Source organism: Maribacter orientalis (genome assembly GCF_900109345.1).
Classification (GTDB): Bacteria; Bacteroidota; Bacteroidia; order Flavobacteriales; family Flavobacteriaceae; genus Maribacter; species Maribacter orientalis.
The window spans coordinates 96,948-115,322 of the sequence record NZ_FNZN01000004.1; the positions used below are offsets into that span (position 1 = coordinate 96,948).

Genomic DNA, 18,375 nt, shown 5'->3' on the forward strand with positions numbered 1-18,375 from the left:
ATTACTTATCCTTCTTCGTTTGAAGAACAAAGTCCTTTAAATAATAAGGTTCGAAATAAGCAACATCCTCAAAGTCTTTGTTTTTAAATTTATCGAATGATATCAATGCCATTTCTTTTGCCGATGGCACAACATCTAGGTGAAAGGTAAGATTTTTAGAATTGAAAATTCCTTTAATCTTCTCGGCACCACTTCCCAGAAAATGAACAGAAGTTGAGCCAATATACGCTTCAAATGATTGTTCATCTATAATTTCTGCTTTGGTCTCCCTTACTTGATTTAGTTGACTATCAAAAATGGCAGAATACACTTCCATACGTCTAGCATCTAAAACAGGAATTATTGTATCATCATCATTAACGCCCTTTAATTGAGAGGCCATACTTTTTAATGTAGAAATTGAAACTAGCGGTATACTCAAAGCATAACACAGGCCTTTTGCGGCAGAAACTCCAATTCTTAAGCCTGTATAAGAACCAGGGCCTTTACTCACTGCTATAGCCTCTAAATCTTGCATTTTCAAAGTAGCTCCTTTTATTACCTCTTCAATAAATACGTGAAGTTTTTCAGCATGAGAATAGTTTTCAGAATTTAATTCTTTCATCGCCAGTATAACTCCGTCTTTCGCCAAGCATACCGAGCAATTTGTAGAAGATGTTTCAAGATTTAATATTATACCCATGATGCAAAGGTATTACATCCCATAAAATGAAAAAGCCTGTACACATTAAAATGTTACAGGCCTTTTAATTATAATCGATTCGACTAATCTAAAGAAATAGGAATACCAAAATAGAATTCTAATATTTTTAATCTAAAGATATAATCGTATTTAGTACGAATTAAATCTGCCTCGGCATTATCAACCCTAGACTGCGCTTGACTGAACTCAAATGAATTCATTAAACCTACATCGAAACGTTCTTTTGAATAATTGTAAGCTAATCTTCTAGCCTCTAAAGTTTTTTCAGCGGCATAGTATGCTTTTGCGAATGTTGTAACATCAACATACCTTTGATTTACTGTTGTTTCCAAATCTAGCTTATCTTGTTCGAATTGAAGTTTAGACTTCTCTAAATTTATACGTGAACGTTGTACACTATTACGAGTACTCCAACCATTAAAAATCGGTACATTTAATTGTACACCATAAGAGATTCCATCAAAAATCCAAAGTTGGTCTATGAACCCAGGTGTAAAAACGCCTCCATTACCATCTGGTAAAGGTTGGGTGGCATCAGAATATCTTGCTCCATATTGAAAAAACCCACTTAAGGTAGGAGCATAAGCACCTTTTGCAATCTCTAAATCTTTCTCTGCTAAATCTACTGTAGACTCAGAAAACTTAATATCATTTCTAAATTCTAATGCTTTCGCAAAAATTGTTTTAGCAGAATTATTCAATATATCCGATGGAGGGATTTCGAAAGATTCATCCGCAATATTAAAATTATCGTAATCCGTTATTTGTAAAAGTTGTGCAAGGTTTATTCTTGAAATTAAAACTAAGCTTTCATTATTGACCATTTGTTGTTCTTGCCCAGCGGCAGTCGCCTCTAAATCAAGCAAATCTCCTTTTGGGACAACCCCAGAATCAACCAATTCCTTGGTTCGTTTTAAATCTTGTTCTGTAATAGCATATTGAGCCCTTGACACTGCTAGGGCTTCTTTATTTGATAAGATTTGAAGATAAGCATTAGCTACGCTCAACTTTATATCATCTTTCAAATTATCTAATCTATACTGATTACTAATTGCATTTAATTTTGCACGTTGCAATTGTTTAAAATTTCTTAATCCGTTGTAAAGAGTAATATTCGAGCTAATATTTCCACTAACACTAACAGTAGATTGATTACCTGCAACAGGCTGGTTTGAGGTGCTTACGATTGTAAACCCAACGTTTTTTGATGCACTTGAAGAAGCATTTAACGTAGGCAACATATTTCCGATAGCATCAGACTCATCAATTCTTGCGTTTTCTAAATCCAACTCGAATTGTTCAACTGTTAAGTTGTTTTCTACAGCATAGAATACGCACTCTTCTAGAGTCCATCTCTTTTGTTGCGCCATACCCACCACAACAGAAAATATAAGTAGTAATCCTGTGATTTTTACTTTCATTTGTTTACTTTTTTTGAAACCAAATTTAATCTTTGGCTACATGATTCGTTTTTTGATTTGATTGATTGAATTAATCTTCATTAGGGCTATTATCTTCACTCTTAGCCTCTAACTTATTCCAAATTTTTATCTTGGCGTTCTCATCGATACCAGATACAATTTCAACATCTATACCATCACTAACACCTAAGACAAGTTCTTTCTTTTCAAACTCATTTTCTCCAGTTTCTACCTCAACATAAGGCTTATTGGTTTCTTTGTCAAACTGCAATAATGCTTCTTTAATCGACAAAACATCTTTCTTTTCTTCTAATACGATTGCAGCATTTGCGCTATAACCTGCTCGTACATTTGTGCTATCAGAAACTACTAAATCACCTTCTATCTTAAATTGAACAGCACCCTCTTCTTCGACTCCCTTAGGTGCTATAAACTTTAGTTTAGCATAAAATTTTTCATCTTGTAAAGCTCCCATACTAATTTCTAATGGCATACCCACTTTCAATTTGCCAACTTCAGCCTCGTCAACTTCACCTTCAAATATCATTTTCGACATATCGGCAATGGTAGCAATGGTAGTACCATCATTAAAGTTATTACTTTGAATAACTTGATCACCTACTTCGACAGGAATCTCTAATAAAGTACCTGTTACCGTAGCTCTAATATTAGTATTAGCGCTTGATGAGCCACCTGCAGAACCAACCCTAATAATTTGATAATCTGCTTGTGCATTTTGCAATTCTTGCACTGCTTGGTCATAGCTAAGTTTTTGAGTATTGTAAACTTGACTTGAAATCACCCCTTTATCAAAAAGTGTTTTGTTACGGTCATACTCAATTTTCGTATTTCCTAAAGCAATATTGGCATTGTTCACCCGTCCTTTTGCCTGGTTTAAAGTTTGTTCGTTTGGAACCACTTTAATGGTCGCAATTAAGTCTCCCGCTTTTACTTGCGATCCTTCTTCTAAGAACACATTTTCAATGATACCCGAAATCTGAGGCTTAATCTCAATTTCATCTTGTGGTATTACCTTGCCAGTAACCACCACTTTATTTACGATATCTCTTTTTACAACTTGCTCTGTTTCATATGTTTTTAGAGGTGTGCTATTTTTCTTTAAAAAATAGACTACTGCAGCCAATATTCCTATAACCGCCACTCCTAGTAATCCGTACTTTACATACTTGTTCATGCTCAACTATTTGATTGTTATTTATTCTTCTCTATTTGGTTTGTTACTCTTCTCTTAATGCATCAATCGGTTTAATTCTAATGGCTCTATTAGCAGGAATTAAACCTATTAAAACACTAAGGCCGATCATTAAAATAAAGGATGTTAAAAATTGGGGGATGCTTATCATTAAATTATAAAATGGCAAATCACTATTATCTCCTATCATATTGTTAGCAATCGCCAGAAATCCTACTGCAATAGCAAAACCAACAAAACCAGCAAACACAGTAATTACAATAGATTCTAAAACTATTTGACGTTTAACCACTTTAGGCGTAGCACCCAAAGCTCTTCGAATTCCTATCTCTTTAGTACGCTCCTTAACAGTAATCAAAAGGATATTACTAATTGCGATTACACCTGCCAAGAGAGTTAAAATTCCAACAAAAAATGATACCCCTTGCAATACACCGGTAAAGGCAGAAACATTATTAAAAACCTCTGAGAGGTCAAAACTTCCAATTGCTCGTTCATCTATAGGGTTGATATCATATTTGTTTTTCAACAAACCTTTAATTTTACTTTCAACAATGGGTACTTTAGTATCTTCTCGAACTGAAATTGCCATCCAACCCATTCTATCTCCTGATCCAAATGCTTTCTGAAATGTAGAAAATGGAATATATACCGAATTTTCACCGTCAATATTTATATTCTGGTTTGGTTTATATATACCGACAATATTAAAGAATACTCCATTTATTCGAACATCTTCACCAACTGCAGTTTCCCCCTTTTCGAATAGAAGCTTGTAGGTTTCTTCACCAATTACACAGACCTTTTTTGCATCGGTCATGTCGTTCTCATTTAAGAAACGCCCAGCAACCAACTTCTTTTTCATGATGTCATCGATATTAGGATAATCCCCATATACCGCTGAACCACTAGTAAGTCCTTTTCTATATACCGTCACTACACCCCTATGACTACCAAGTTCTATACGTGGTGCCAATACTTCTATTTCTTCAATCTGCTCTTTTAAAATGGTTGCATCTTCTAATTTGAATTGAATTCTGCGCCCTCTTTCAAAACCTTTGTATGGTTCAGATGTGCTTTGGCTCCAAATAAATAGACTATTGGAAGCTGTACCGGCAAATATCTTCTGAAATCCATTACTCATTCCGTTAGCACCTCCCAATAAGAGAACGAGAATTATCATAGCGATAATAACCCCTAACATCGTTAAAAATGTTCGAAACATGTTCTTACCTAGTGTGGCAAAAATCTCAGACCATAAATCTCTATCTAATATCCACATATTATTTATCGCTTAGTGCTACAATTGGTTTAACCTTTGCTGCTTTCATCGCAGGAATTAATCCCGCTAAAACACCCGCTACAATTAATATTATTGTTGCAGTTACTACTATTGACATACTTACCGACGGATTTGCAAAAGCCCCAGATTTAATATTTGGACCTATAATAGCCAATAACCCTGTTGCAATAGCCAAACCTATAAAACCTGACAAAGCAGTTATAAAAACAGATTCGAACAATACTAGTTTAATTATTGACCAAGGTTCGGCACCTAGTGCTTTACGAACACCTATTTCTTTTGTACGTTCCTTTATTATGAATACCATAATATTACCGATTCCTACTATACCAGAAAGAAGGATTAAAAGTCCTACAATAATCACTGCAATATCCAAACCTCCCGTAAAATTGCTGATATCTTCAAAGACCTCGGCATAATTGAAAATTCGAATACCTGCTTGATCTTGCGGAGCAATTTTAAACCTACGTCTAAAAACACTTTCTAATCGGTCTGAAAATTCTAACGCTTTGGTAAGATTGTATTCAGGATTATAGGTCAACGCTATTTGATCTATGTGATTTGTTTGACCATACATTTTCTGAAATGTACTAGTTGGCGCATAAATATTACGCTCTGCATTATCATCACCATCGTCGGTGAAGGTTCCAATTACTCTAAAAGGAAGTCCGTTAAACTCAACAAACTTGCCAATGGCATCTTCATTCTTAAATAAATCTTCCTCTACTTTTCTACCAATTACGGCAACTTTGGAGGCATTGAGCAAGTCATTTATATTTATGAACCTGCCTTTATTAACAATGGTCTTTTCTATTGCTTGATGATCGGGATAAACTGCTTGAACATTATAGCTGCCAGTTTCACTTTTATAGCGTGCCGATGTGTTTTGAAAAACTCTTGGACTTATATACTCTACATCATTAGGGAAACTTCTTTTAATATATTCGATATCATCATTGGTAAGTTGAATTCTTCTTCCTGCCTCAAAACCACCATACGCCAAAGAAGTTGTACCCGTTCGTATAAAAATAGAATTTGTGGCATCATCACTAAACTGTGACGTAAAGCCATTCTGCATTCCATTTACAGAAGCTAAAAGCATTACCAGAATAAAGATTCCCCAACCCACAGAAAAACCAGTTAAAAAAGTTCTTAACTTGTTATTGCTGATGCTATGGTAAATCTCTTGCCAAATGTCTCTATCAAACATATTTCGCTGCTCTTACCTGTTCAATTTTCTTGTCCTCTATAATAATACCATCCTTTAAATGCACGATACGCTTGCACATAGCAGCAATATCTGGTTCGTGGGTAACTATTAAAATAGTATTCCCTTGATCATTAATTTTCTGAATTAAATCCATCACCTCATAAGAAGTTGTACTATCCAAGGCACCAGTTGGCTCATCGGCCAATAGCACTTTAGGTTCTGCGGCCATTGCCCTTGCAATTGCTACACGTTGCTTTTGACCACCAGAAAGTTCACTAGGTAAATGTGTTGCCCATTCCTTTAACCCTACCTGTTCTAAATATTTAAGAGCCTTTTCTTGACGTTCTTTTCGAGGTACTTTTTGGTAATATAACGGTAACGCAACATTTTCCGCGGCACTTTTATAATTGATTAGGTTGAACGATTGAAATACAAACCCCAAAAACTTGTTTCGGTAACGAGCGGCTTTAGTCTCATTAAGATCCTTAATAGGCACATTATCCAAGATGTATTCGCCAGAATCCAAACTATCCAGCATACCCAGAATATTCAATAACGTAGATTTACCTGAACCAGAGGAGCCCATAATAGCTACCAATTCACCCTCCTCAACATTAAAATTTATTCCCTTAAGTACGTGAAGTGAATTTTTGCCCATTTTATAGGACTTATGAAGATTTTTAATTTGAATCATGTTGGTTGTTGTTTTGGACAATTTTCTACACTGTCTATGCATTAGACTAGCCAGTGTTTAAATTGTTACATCAATTGATTTATTTTTTTGCTTTTTTAATTTTCTGCTAATACATCTGGCTTAACCTCGTTCCAAACTTTTATTTTCTCGCCCTCTTTTATACCAGAATTAATCTGTACATATATTCCATCACTAATTCCCAGTTCAATATCTCTTCGCTCAAACTGCTGCTTCCCATTTTCAATTTCTACAAACGGTTTTTTAGTCTTATCATCAAACTGAATCAAAGCTTCCTTAACCGCTAAAACATTATCGGCACGGGCCAATATTATAGATGCATTGGCACTTAATCCGGCTCTAATAAATATTGAATCTTGCTTTTTCAGAGTTCCTTTAATTTCAAATTGTATTGCACCATTTTCCTCATTTCCTTTTGGAGCTATATAATCTAATACGGCATCAAAAATCTTATTTTCGATTGCTCCTACAGTTATTTCTAATGGAAGGTCTTCTTTGATTTTACCAACTTCAGACTCATCAACCTTTCCTTCAAAAATCATTTTATCAACATCTGCTATGGCAGCAATGGTAGTTCCTTCATTAAAATTATTACTTTCAATTACCTGATTACCCACTTCTACCGGTACTTCTAAAACCATACCACTAACCGTTGCTCTAATTTGAGTATTGGCTGCATTACCATAACCGGCAGTTGTTCCTGTTTTTACAATATCATATCGCTTATTGGCCGCAGCATATGATTGTTTTGCCTGATTATAAGTTACCTCTGCCCTTTCCAAATCCACTTTTGATATTACACCTTTATCGAACAGTCCTTTTTGACGCCCAAAATTCCGTAGTTGATCATCTAAATTAATTTTAGTTTCGTCAATAGTATTTCTTGCATCATTCAGAGCATTAAGATTGGGAACAACCTTAATAGTGCAAAGCAAATCACCAGATTTTACATAATCGCCACCTTCAACAAAGATCTCTTCAATAACTCCAGATATATTCGGCTTAATTAAAACCTCCTCTAACGGAAGTATACTTCCGGTGGCCATCGTTTTTTTAATGATTGTCTGTTTCGAAGGTTCCTCAGTTAAATAAACAACCGGATCCTCTGCGTTCTTTTGATATAAATAATACATAGAACCGCCAAATGCTAATACTATGATTAGTAGAATGATAATTGTTGTTGATTTTTTCATTTTTTTGATTGGTTATATATTTTTCTGATTAATAAATTTATTTATTCTGTTCTTAATGCCTCAATAGGTCTTATTTTAATAGCACTTTGAGCAGGTATAAAGCCAGCTAACAATCCAGAGAATATTAAAATGACCAATGCGCTTACTACCACACCCAAACTTACACTGGGGTTTACAAACATATCTACTGGACCTACAGAATCGAGCACTGCATTTACCCCATATATAAATACCGCTCCGAAAATTATACCAACCATACCTGATATAATGGTTAGAAATATAGATTCCATAAGAATTTGTTTTTTGATAGACCAAGGTGCTTCTCCCAATGCCCTTCTAATACCAATTTCTTTGGTTCGCTCCTTAATAACTATCAACATAATATTGCTTACCCCTATAATGCCCGATAATAATACCAGAACACCTACAAAATATGCAACCCAACGCAATGCTCCAAACAAGCTTTCTACCCTATTGAATTGTTCGTATAAATCAAAATAGCCAACGGCACGCTTATCATCTGGATGAATCTTACGGCTCTCTTTAACAACATCTACAATTTTTTCTTTTAAATTAGAAATTGAACTACCATCTTTAGCCGTAATTGCCATCCAACCTACATCATTAGCTGTATTAAATGCTTGTGAAAAAGCCGTAAAGGGAACAAATATTTCTTTTTGGCCTTCTTCACCACCGCCATCACTTTTCTTCTGATAGGTACCTACCACCATAAAATTGACACCTTGTATAATTACGTATGTACCTATAACATTTTCACCTTGCCCATATAGTTCATTTTTTACCCCATCGCCGATGATAGCGATTTTGCGTTTTTCCTCAATATCATTTTGATTAAGAAACCTGCCTGAAGTAATTGTCATTGGCTCTTGCCGTATAATCTGCGGATAATCGCCATACACATTAAAAGCACCTGTTTTTAAACCTCGTACAACATTATTACCACCACCAAAACCTCCTAATTGATTTCTAGGAGATATAAACCGAAGGTTCGGCACGTTGTCCTTTATAGCCTGTACATCTTCTAATTTAAAATTAAAGCGTCTACCTTTTGGTAATCCTTTATAGGGTATTGTAGTATTTCTAGACCACATAAACATGGTATTGGTGGCAATATCACCAAAATCTGCCCGAATACCATTTTCCAATCCTTTTCCCGCTGCAAGTAGTATAATTAAAATAAATACACCCCAACCCACACCAAAAGAAGTAGCTAATGTTCTAAAAACATTGCTAGACAAAACTTCCATTATTTCTTTCCAACGGTCTTTGTTGAACATGCTTAAGTTTTATTAATTATTGGTACAACTGCCATAATACCATCATATAAATGAATAACTTCTATATCATTGATCCCTTAAAGCTTCAATAACCTGAATCTTGGCCGCACGCCATGCAGGAAAAAAACCAGCCACGGCACCTGCAAAAATCAAAACAAAAACAGTGGTAAGCGCAACGTTAAAATCAACCGAAGGGTTAAGCACATAATCTACTTCAACATGTGGGCCTACAATCTCCAATAATCCCATACTTAAAATAAGTCCGGTAAATCCAGCGATTGCAGTGATGAAAATAGCTTCATGCAAAATCATTCCAACAATCGACCAAGGTTTAGCTCCCAATGCTTTTCGAATACCGATTTCTCTAGTTCGTTCTTTCACTACTATTAGCATAATATTACTTACCCCAACAATACCGGCAATAATTGTACACACCCCTACAAACCAAAAGAAAAATTTGATTCCGCCCATTAGGGAATAAAAGCGCTTAGCTTCTTCCATAGGATTATAAATCTGAATGGCACTTGTGTCATCAGGAGCTACGGTATGTGCTTTTTGTAGGTAAGATTTAAGGTCGTTCTTAAACTTGATAGATTGTGCCACCGCAGCTTCAAAATCTTCTACTGGCGGTAATGTATAGGACAAGTTGTTCAATTTATCTGCCCCATTAAAAACTTGTTGTGCGGTACTTATAGGAATATAAATACGGTCTTCTTCACGTTCACCGCCAATATCACCATACACCCCGACAATTTTAAAAGATATACCAGATATATCTAAAACCTCTCCTACAGGACTTTCCAATTCTTTAAATACTTCTCGATTTATTTTGTTGCTGATAATGGCAACCTTTGCCCTAGTATCTTCATCTTGCTGATTCAAAAATCTACCTTGCGAAATAAATTCATTCTCTATGAATTGAAATTGATGAGATACGCCTTGTACATTATATGCTAAAGATTCATTACCGTAGTTGACAAATGAATTTCGCACGAATATTCTTGGCGACTTATTCTCTATTTGGTCTTCTAATAAAGTAGCTGCAAACTCATAATTCTCATTTCGTAATTGAATAGGTCTACCAGGGTTCATCCCTTTAAATTCAATTGTGGTAACACCAGGCCAAACCCAAACACTAGTTGCTGCATCTTGTTCAAATTCTTTGGCAATACCATTTTGCATTCCTTGCCCGAAACCCAATAAAATAACCAAAATAAATATTCCTGAAGCCACGGAAAGTCCCGTGAGAAAAGTTCGCAATTTATTTTTGCGAATAGTATCGAAGATTTCCTGCCAACGTTCTAGATCGAACATGAGATTGATTAATTTGATTGATTGATGAATGCAATTTAAATATCACACAATCATAAGACTAACCAGACGCAAGAATGTTACACTATTAATGTAAAAATTACAAAAATTAGTTTATGTCCGCATTTTTCTATAGATAAAATAGAACAATCCGGCGACCAAAACATAGGGTATTGCCATCAAATAAACAATACCGTTATTTATACCTTCGGCAGCTTTACCAGACGATTCACTTTCTAATACCGCTCTACACATGGCACATTGTGCTTCTGCATCAAATGGCACTACTATAAGCATCGCTATAAGTATAAATATTGTCCGTTTAGTATACATAGTAAGGTGATATCATTAGGTAGACCACGACACCAGTAATTGCAACATACAACCAAACAGGAAAAGTATATTTCGCCAATGCTTTATGGTCTTCGAATTTCTTTAAATAGGCCATTGAATAGGTACGCAGAACAAGAGGAATTAATGCAATAGACAATACGATATGTGTTATTAATATAAAATAATATACGTAACGAATAACACCTTCACCACCAAAAGAAGTAGAGTCTGAAGTCATATGATATGCAATATACATTATCAGAAACAACAATGACAAAACTATGTTTGTTGTCATTAAATTTTGATGAAGTTTCTCATTACCATTTTTAATTGCCCATACAGCTACCAATAATAAAACAGCAGTAACGCCATTTATAGTCGCATAGATTGGAGGCAAGAACGACAGTGGTTCTACATTAGGAATTTTAACTCCAAAAAGTATAGCAACTACCACAGGAATAACAATTGAAACCACTGTTATCAATCGATTAAATTTTCGTTCGTCTGACACGTTCACTTGCATATTTATGACTTTACTCTTTTAACAACTTTTGAATATCACTTTTTAAAATACCTATCTCTTCGGGCTCGCCTTGATCATTAGCCCCGTCTTTCTCTAAAATAGCTCCTCTATAGTACACTATAGGATTTCCAAATTCATCTTTTCTAGACCTTATATAGCCTTCCTTATCTACCAATGCAAACAACCCAGAATGTTCAAAACCCCCTGGAACATCTGGCATTTCTGCAGCAAATATATTGAAACCAGCATTTGCCAATTCATATACAGCATCCTTATCACCCGTCAATAAATTCCAACCAGATTTTTGAATTTTATATTTCTCGGCATAGGTTCTTAATACCTGTGGTGTATCAAACTCTGGAGTGATACTAAATGAAGCAATACCGAAATTTTTATTTCCCTTAAAATTCCTTTGTATATCAACAAGGTTAGTAGTCATTACTGGACATATACTAGGGCATCTTGTAAAAAAGAAATCTACTACATAAACTTTACCTAAATAATCCTTATCACTAACTACAATACTATCTTGATTGATAAATTCAAATGATGGCACTTTTCGCTTTTTACCATCTAATAAAATATAACCCAATTTATCATTTTGAACGGATACATTAAGACGGTCGTTTTCTACAACCGTATTTGATGATAATCTTTCTACTATTCGTGGAATAACAATTATACCAAAAATTAGAATTATTAATGATACCCAGACATACGTATACTTCTTATTCATCACTTAATTCTTTCGGTATTATTCTTTTTTAAGGCAAGACGATATTCTGCCAAAACTATCTTTATATCATCTACCATTTTATTGTTCAAATCAGCAACAGAATTTGAATTGAAACCGTATTTCGTGCCTTCATCCTCATCTTTAGTCCTACCTCTAAGCTTAAAATTTTTATCAATTATAAAAACATAAGAAGTACCCAATCTATCATCTAATTGAATATCTGTTTTAAGGCTAGAATATAAGGCCATTATTTCCTCTTGAGTGGCAAATACGAAATTCCATTTGTCAATTTCAGACAAGGTGGTAAGCTCTTTTTTAATCTCATCTACTTTATCTTCAGTACCATTTGGTACAACCATTACAAACTGAAAATCATTAAATTCATGAAATCGTTTATAAATCTTTTGGTTTAGATTAAATGCGTTTCCTTTTCTCGAATCTACATTTGTGCCCAAAAATCCTAAAACAGTAATTTTATCCTTAAACCTTATATCTTTTGAAAAATCTATTTCCTTCACATTCTCGGTAAGCACGGGCAACTTCCCAAAGTTATTGACCCCAGAAGCAAAAAATAAATAGGCAACGATTGGAAGCACAAACAAGACAATAAGAACAAAGGCCTTTTTCATAAATCAAGAAGAAAAATTATCGGTCAAATTAGTTAACCCCGATTGAATATCTATTACAATAGAAACTATACAAAAATAAAAAAGACGGTTATAAAACCGTCTTTTAATTCTGTTAATAATAGCTTAGAAATTCCAAGAAATAAAGCTATCTCTGTATACGTTGTATATATAATCTGCTTCAACCAGTAGAATAAATACTAAATACAACACTAAGAATATTGGTGTCCAAACAATAGCTCTTCTTAAGGCAGACTTTTCATCACGTAAGTGCATAAAGTCCCAAGCAATATAATACGCTTTAACCAAGGTAAGTATAATGAATATCCAGTTTAACAACTTCATGCCTAATACATGCGTATCTGTTAAAGCTTCTGGCTTCATAATACCTAGAACAACTTCTACAGCTGTAATTAAGGTCAAGAAAGCTAATACTCCCCAAATTTTCTGTGTGTTAGATTTGAACTTTACAAGTCCTCTAAAAATTTCTAATTTATGTCCGTGTGCCATTTTACTGTAATCTATTAAATAAATCTATCGTAATTATACAATCTTTTAGAAAGACTAAACCAGGTAGAAAAAGGTAAATACGAATACCCATACTAAATCTACAAAGTGCCAGTACAACCCAATTTTCTCAACCATTTCATAATGTCCTCTTCGTTCATATGTACCAAGAATAACATTAAAGAATATGATAATATTAATCACTACACCAGAAAAAACGTGAAACCCGTGAAAACCAGTTATAAAGAAGAAGAAATCTGCAAATAGCCTGCTACCATACTCATTATGAATTAAGTTGGCACCTTCAACAACTTGCGTTGCATCTGCTAATTTCTTTAATGAAGCTTGTCTATCTAAAAGGGTTTTCTCACCTTCTTCAGTAATTACTTCTGTTCTAATTAAAATATTAGGATTTGCCTTAAAACCTTCAACAACCTCTTCTAGAGAAAAACTAGTTAATGTTGGTTCATCAAAGAACCACAGACCATTCTTTCTTTCGTGTATGACTCTTTCTCCCGGTATTGTAACAGCAAAATCTGACAATGAAGCTCTTTCCCCACTATCTGCTTTTACGAATTGTAAGATTCTACCACCTTTAGTTTCTAGAGCACCATGATCACCTTTGATAAAAGTTCCCCATTCCCATGCTTGTGAACCAACGAAGATAGCACCTCCAATAATGGTAGCGAACATATACCAAATAACTGCATTTTGCTTCATTTTATGGCCAGCATCTACAGCTAATACCATCGTTACCGATGACATAATCAAAATAAAGGTCATGAAAGCAACATAAATCATGGGATAATTACCATGAAAAAATGGAACGTGGGTAAATACCTCATCGGCAATTGGCCACGTTTCTATAAATTTAAATCTTGAAAAGCCGTAAGCTGCTAAAAATCCTGAGAAAGTTAACGCATCCGACACAAGGAAAAACCACATCATTAATTTACCGTAGCTTGCTCCTAAAGGTTGATTGCCTCCACCCCATACGCTTGTTTCCGTTCCCGTTGTCACCGTAGAATCCATATACTGATTATCGTTTTAATAAAACTTTAGCAAATTTACATTTTTTTGAACTATATAAAAGCGCAATTTGAGTCAAAACTTATTTTGAGACACTTTTTATTTAACAAAGGTCATAAATATCACCAAATAGACCCATAACAAATCTAAAAAATGCCAAAAAGTAGCCCCTAAGGTAACTCCTAAATAATTCTCTTTATTATATTTCCCTTTGCTTTGGTTATATAATACAACCAATAGTGAAATCATTCCCGCTATAACGTGGACAATATGTACCATGGCGATAAGAAAAACATAAGACATTTTTATACTACTTGTTGGGCCTGTAAAATAATATCCCTGCGCTACCATTTCTGAAAAACCAGAAAATTGAAGTACAATAAAGGCAATACCTAACGCAAACGTTATCCATAACCAAAGAGTACCCTTACTAGACTGCCCTTCTTTAATAGCGTTTTTTGCCAACATATAACAAAAGCTGCTAATAATAATGACAATAGTGCTATATATAAAAAATTGTGGCAAAGACACATCACTAGACCAATCTTCTCTTGAGCTACTGACAATGTAAGCACTTGTCCAACCAGCAAACCCCATTAACAAACTCACGATTCCAAACCAAAGCATCATTTTTTTCGCTCTGGCATTTTTCTCTTGCTCCGTTCCTTGTGTCAAATCCATATTAACCTAAAAATTTATCTATTACATATACTATTTGCATCAAAGTTATATAACTGACGCTTGCTAACATTAATTTTCTTGCAGAAGCATTGTCCCTTTTCGAATATAACTTAAAGGCAAAGCCCAACATCACAGCCCCCATTAAAAATACAATTACAGCAGCTATAACTGATAATTGTAATCTACCCGTAATACCAAAAACAGGTATAACCGATACGACCATCATCCATATCGTATACATGATTATTTGCAGTACAGTAGCGGTATCTTTTTTACCGGTCGGCAACATTTTAAATCCACCACTTCGGTAATCGTCATCTAACATCCATCCTAATGCCCAAAAATGAGGAAATTGCCAAAAAAATTGAATCATAAATAATGTTCCTGGCTCTATACCAAAATCATCAGTAGCAGCAACCCATCCTAGCATAAATGGAATCGCCCCAGGAATAGCGCCAACAAAAACCGCCAATGGGGTTATAGTTTTCAACGGAGTATAAACACTGGTGTAAAGAAATATAGAAATAGCCCCAAACATTGCCGTTTTAGGATTCAATACATATAATGCCATTACACCAAGCAAGGTTAAAACAATTGCCATTGTCATTGCTGACTTGACAGAAATTCTACCAGTAGGAATAGGCCTATTTTTAGTACGCTTCATTAAAGCATCTAAATCTCTCTCTATAACTTGATTGTATGCGTTACTCGCGCCAACCATACAATACCCTCCAAATGCCAATAACAACACCTGAACCCATTGAATTTCATAGGCCCCTAAAAAATACCCCGCAATCGAAGAAAAAACGACACTAATTGCCAACCTAGCTTTGGTAATCTCCTTAAAATCGTCAAAAATTAATGCTAGCGCACTATTTTTTGTCGAACTAACGGCCGTTTTCATATTTCATTTAAATAGATCAGCAAAGATAACCCCCTAGTCATATTTCTGCAACCTTAAACCTTTATTTCTAGTATATTTGAAAGTATTCAAAATAACTTCTTATCCCTTAAAAATGAAACAATTAAAATCTATTTACACTCTAGCGACACTTATGCTTATCTCAACAATTACTTTGGGCCAAGAAGATAAAGTTACAATTACCATAGATACCCTTACTAGTGAAGTATATATGCTTACTGGGCAAGGTGGCAATATCGGACTCTATGTAAATGCGACCAACTCATTTATGATCGATGATCAGTTTGCGAGACTAAGTCCGAAAATAAAACAAGCGATAGCAACAATAACCAGCAAACCTATAACCTATTTATTCAACACACATATGCACGGGGACCATACGGGAGGGAATGCAGAATTCAACACCAATACAACAAATTTAATTGCCCAAGATAATGTTCGAAAAAGCCTAGAACAGAGAATTATTGAAGAACCTGAACTTAGTAAAGACATTTTACCTGAAATAAGTTTTTCTGAAGAGCTTAAAATATATTTAGACGATGAAACCATAATGGCATTTCACGTACATAATGCCCATACTAATGGTGATGCTATGATATATTTCATGAAAAACAATGTCCTGCATATGGGTGATACCTACTTTTCAGGACGCTATCCTTATATTGATTTAGATAACGGTGGAAGCGTTGATGGTTATATTACCGCACAAAAGAAGGCTTTAATACTAATTGATGACCATACGGTTATAATACCTGGTCACGGCCGACCATCGAATAAAAAAGAACTTACCACTTACATTGCCATGTTAGAGAACATTAAGAATAACACTTTAAAAGCAATAGAATCAGGAAAAACATTAGAGCAAATTAAAACGGACACTTCTATTTCTGGCGCATATGATACTGATTATGGAACTGGCTTCATCAATCCTGAAAAATTGAGAAGTACATTTTATACCAGTTTAAAAAAGTAGTAGTAGCCATTAAAAACAAAAAAATCCCGAGCTAGTAGCTCGGGATTTTTTTATATTATAAAATAGCTTTATGAACTATTGTAATTTAAAGTTAATTGGAATACTAAAAGGTACACGTACTGCTCTACCTCTTTGCTTACCAGGTGTCATTTTCGGTAGTTTACCAATAATCCTAGCGGCCTCAGCCTCTAAGTTTTTATCTGGCCCACGCATTCTAATGTTACCGATGCTACCATCTTTTTGAATAACGAACATAACACTAACCCTACCTTGAACGCCCATTTCTTGTGCTATTTCTGGGTAGCGAAAGTTTTTACCAATGTGCTTTTGAATCATTGAATTGAAACAAGCTCTCTTATCGCTCTCATTTTCACAACCTGGAAAAATCGGTACATCTTCAATTACAGCGAAAGGTACATCTACATCTTCTTCAATTTCATCAACAATTACATCGTCAACCTCAACGATTTCTTCTTCTTGACTAGTTTCAGTAGACTCAATTACAGTTTCTTCAACCTCTTCTTCATCTTCTACAACCTCAATAATTTCAGGTGCTGCTGGTGGTGGTGGTGGTGGTGGAGTTTTAATCTGTTCGGTCATAGGAACCTCCTCATCTAAAAGGTCATCCACATTCATAGAAATATCATAATCATTGACTTCATCATAAGTCTTCCACTCAAATGCCACATAAGTAAATAGCATTACCGCGAACAATCCGATAACAAAATAAAGACTACTGTTCTTCGTTAAATCCGCCTTAGGATTCTTTTTAGGTTCCATATATATTCATTTTAGTGATTGCTAATTTAACTAAATATTCTATAAAAATGCAATTAATATTTTCATTTTAACGATGACTTTCGAAAAAACAAAAATCGTAGGACCAACATTCCTACTATAGCTCCGGTAGAATTGGCCAATGCGTCAAGCGGATCACCATGTCTATCATCGGTAGCTATATGTTGTATCACTTCAATAATTATGCCGTAAACTATGGCAAATAAAACGATGTACCACAGCAGCTTAAGCGTCCCATTTGTTTTAAATTCTCCCTTGGTTTTTGCCAAATAAGCCAACACGACCATTAGAAAATAAAAGGTGAAATGAACCGCCTTGTCTATATGTGGAATGTTGAACCGAGAAGTATCTACATCTGAAAAAGAAAATAAGCTGAAAAATGTTACAAACATCATCCAGCTTATGAATAGTACTTTAAAAACAAGGTTTTTAACCACCTATAATTTCTTTATATGCCGAATCACTTAACAAATCATCTAATTGACTAGCATCACTAAACTTTATTTTCACCATCCATCCATCACCATAAGGGTCAGAATTAACTTTTTCTGGCTCATCTTCAAGCGATTCATTGAATTCAATTATTTCACCAGATAAGGGAGAAAATAAATCTGAAACAGTTTTTACAGCCTCAACAGTTCCGAAAATTGCTTCACGTTCTAAAGTTTCATCTAAGGTGTCTACTTCTACATAAACAATATCACCTAGTTCACCTTGGGCAAAATCAGTAATACCTACGGTTGCAATATCACCGTTAATCTTTACCCATTCGTGGTCTTTTGTATACTTTAATTCAGCTGGTATATTCATTATAATCGTTTATTATTTTTTTACTTCGGCAAATGTATAGTATTCCAATTAGCTTATCAAAAAATTAACCGAT

Annotated in this window: 21 protein-coding genes; 1 reads left to right on the forward strand and 20 read right to left on the reverse strand. The window is 34.7% G+C overall.

The features are described from left to right. Window position 1: 1 nt before the first annotated feature. The 17 genes from tsaB to cyoE all read right to left on the reverse strand — a co-directional run bounded on the left by tsaB (window position 2) and on the right by cyoE (window position 15,703). Window positions 2–682, reverse strand: a complete 681-nt coding sequence (tsaB, locus tag BMY56_RS10110; RefSeq protein ID WP_091623509.1) for a tRNA (adenosine(37)-N6)-threonylcarbamoyltransferase complex dimerization subunit type 1 TsaB — start codon at window positions 680–682, stop codon at window positions 2–4. An 83-nt stretch (window positions 683–765) separates the two neighbouring features. Beyond that, complete coding sequence (locus tag BMY56_RS10115; protein WP_091623512.1) at window positions 766–2,124, reverse strand: TolC family protein; 1,359 nt, start codon at window positions 2,122–2,124, stop codon at window positions 766–768. A 70-nt stretch (window positions 2,125–2,194) separates the two neighbouring features. Next, window positions 2,195–3,319, reverse strand: a complete 1,125-nt coding sequence (locus BMY56_RS10120) for an efflux RND transporter periplasmic adaptor subunit (protein WP_091623515.1) — start codon at window positions 3,317–3,319, stop codon at window positions 2,195–2,197. A gap of 43 nt (window positions 3,320–3,362) precedes the next feature. After that, complete coding sequence (locus BMY56_RS10125) at window positions 3,363–4,619, reverse strand: ABC transporter permease (protein WP_091623518.1); 1,257 nt, start codon at window positions 4,617–4,619, stop codon at window positions 3,363–3,365. A 1-nt stretch (window position 4,620) separates the two neighbouring features. Further along, window positions 4,621–5,850: an ABC transporter permease gene (locus BMY56_RS10130; protein ID WP_091623520.1), complete on the reverse strand. Its 1,230-nt coding sequence runs from the start codon at window positions 5,848–5,850 to the stop codon at window positions 4,621–4,623. Next, the gene (locus tag BMY56_RS10135) at window positions 5,843–6,544 is read right to left on the reverse strand and encodes an ABC transporter ATP-binding protein (protein ID WP_091623522.1); all 702 of its coding nucleotides are present in this window, start codon (window positions 6,542–6,544) and stop codon (window positions 5,843–5,845) included. Before BMY56_RS10135 ends, BMY56_RS10130 begins: the two co-directional genes overlap by 8 nt. Before the next feature lie 95 nt (window positions 6,545–6,639). After that, complete coding sequence (locus BMY56_RS10140; RefSeq protein WP_091623526.1) at window positions 6,640–7,755, reverse strand: efflux RND transporter periplasmic adaptor subunit; 1,116 nt, start codon at window positions 7,753–7,755, stop codon at window positions 6,640–6,642. A gap of 41 nt (window positions 7,756–7,796) precedes the next feature. Further along, window positions 7,797–9,053 (reverse strand): ABC transporter permease, encoded by a 1,257-nt coding sequence (locus BMY56_RS10145; protein WP_091623529.1) that lies wholly within the window; start codon window positions 9,051–9,053, stop codon window positions 7,797–7,799. Between the two features lie 66 nt (window positions 9,054–9,119). After that, a complete protein-coding gene (locus BMY56_RS10150) occupies window positions 9,120–10,367 on the reverse strand; it encodes an ABC transporter permease (RefSeq protein ID WP_091623532.1) in 1,248 nt (415 codons plus the stop codon). 111 nt (window positions 10,368–10,478) lie between these two features. Then, entirely contained in the window at window positions 10,479–10,661 is a 183-nt protein-coding gene (locus BMY56_RS10155) for a hypothetical protein (RefSeq protein WP_317040614.1), read from the reverse strand. Between the two features lie 25 nt (window positions 10,662–10,686). Continuing rightward, a complete protein-coding gene (locus BMY56_RS10160; protein ID WP_091623536.1) occupies window positions 10,687–11,220 on the reverse strand; it encodes a DUF420 domain-containing protein in 534 nt (177 codons plus the stop codon). A gap of 10 nt (window positions 11,221–11,230) precedes the next feature. Continuing rightward, window positions 11,231–11,956: an SCO family protein gene (locus tag BMY56_RS10165; RefSeq protein WP_091623538.1), complete on the reverse strand. Its 726-nt coding sequence runs from the start codon at window positions 11,954–11,956 to the stop codon at window positions 11,231–11,233. Next, window positions 11,956–12,585, reverse strand: a complete 630-nt coding sequence (locus BMY56_RS10170; RefSeq protein WP_091623543.1) for a hypothetical protein — start codon at window positions 12,583–12,585, stop codon at window positions 11,956–11,958. The genes BMY56_RS10165 and BMY56_RS10170 overlap by 1 nt, the downstream gene beginning before the upstream one ends. A gap of 123 nt (window positions 12,586–12,708) precedes the next feature. Continuing rightward, complete coding sequence (locus BMY56_RS10175; RefSeq protein ID WP_091623545.1) at window positions 12,709–13,092, reverse strand: cytochrome C oxidase subunit IV family protein; 384 nt, start codon at window positions 13,090–13,092, stop codon at window positions 12,709–12,711. 54 nt (window positions 13,093–13,146) lie between these two features. Beyond that, on the reverse strand, window positions 13,147–14,121 hold the full coding sequence (locus BMY56_RS10180; RefSeq protein ID WP_091623548.1) for a cytochrome c oxidase subunit 3: 975 nt from the start codon (window positions 14,119–14,121) through the stop codon (window positions 13,147–13,149). Between the two features lie 96 nt (window positions 14,122–14,217). Then, window positions 14,218–14,799 carry a cytochrome c oxidase subunit 3 gene (locus BMY56_RS10185; protein ID WP_091623551.1) on the reverse strand — a complete coding sequence of 194 codons (582 nt, stop codon included), beginning with the start codon at window positions 14,797–14,799 and terminating at the stop codon, window positions 14,218–14,220. A 1-nt stretch (window position 14,800) separates the two neighbouring features. Further along, window positions 14,801–15,703: a heme o synthase gene (cyoE, locus tag BMY56_RS10190; protein WP_091623554.1), complete on the reverse strand. Its 903-nt coding sequence runs from the start codon at window positions 15,701–15,703 to the stop codon at window positions 14,801–14,803. Between the two features lie 112 nt (window positions 15,704–15,815). On the opposite strand from cyoE, the gene BMY56_RS10195 reads away from it, so the two are divergent. After that, the gene (locus BMY56_RS10195) at window positions 15,816–16,694 is read left to right on the forward strand and encodes an MBL fold metallo-hydrolase (protein ID WP_091623557.1); all 879 of its coding nucleotides are present in this window, start codon (window positions 15,816–15,818) and stop codon (window positions 16,692–16,694) included. A gap of 75 nt (window positions 16,695–16,769) precedes the next feature. Here the strand turns inward: BMY56_RS10195 and BMY56_RS10200 are convergent, their stop codons facing one another. The 3 genes from BMY56_RS10200 to gcvH form a co-directional block, all read right to left on the reverse strand. Further along, window positions 16,770–17,474 carry an energy transducer TonB gene (locus BMY56_RS10200; protein ID WP_091623559.1) on the reverse strand — a complete coding sequence of 235 codons (705 nt, stop codon included), beginning with the start codon at window positions 17,472–17,474 and terminating at the stop codon, window positions 16,770–16,772. A 62-nt stretch (window positions 17,475–17,536) separates the two neighbouring features. Continuing rightward, window positions 17,537–17,929 carry a VanZ family protein gene (locus BMY56_RS10205; RefSeq protein ID WP_143057809.1) on the reverse strand — a complete coding sequence of 131 codons (393 nt, stop codon included), beginning with the start codon at window positions 17,927–17,929 and terminating at the stop codon, window positions 17,537–17,539. Further along, window positions 17,922–18,302 (reverse strand): glycine cleavage system protein GcvH, encoded by a 381-nt coding sequence (gene gcvH, locus BMY56_RS10210; RefSeq protein ID WP_091623565.1) that lies wholly within the window; start codon window positions 18,300–18,302, stop codon window positions 17,922–17,924. The genes BMY56_RS10205 and gcvH overlap by 8 nt, the downstream gene beginning before the upstream one ends. Between the last annotated feature and the right edge of the window lie 73 nt (window positions 18,303–18,375).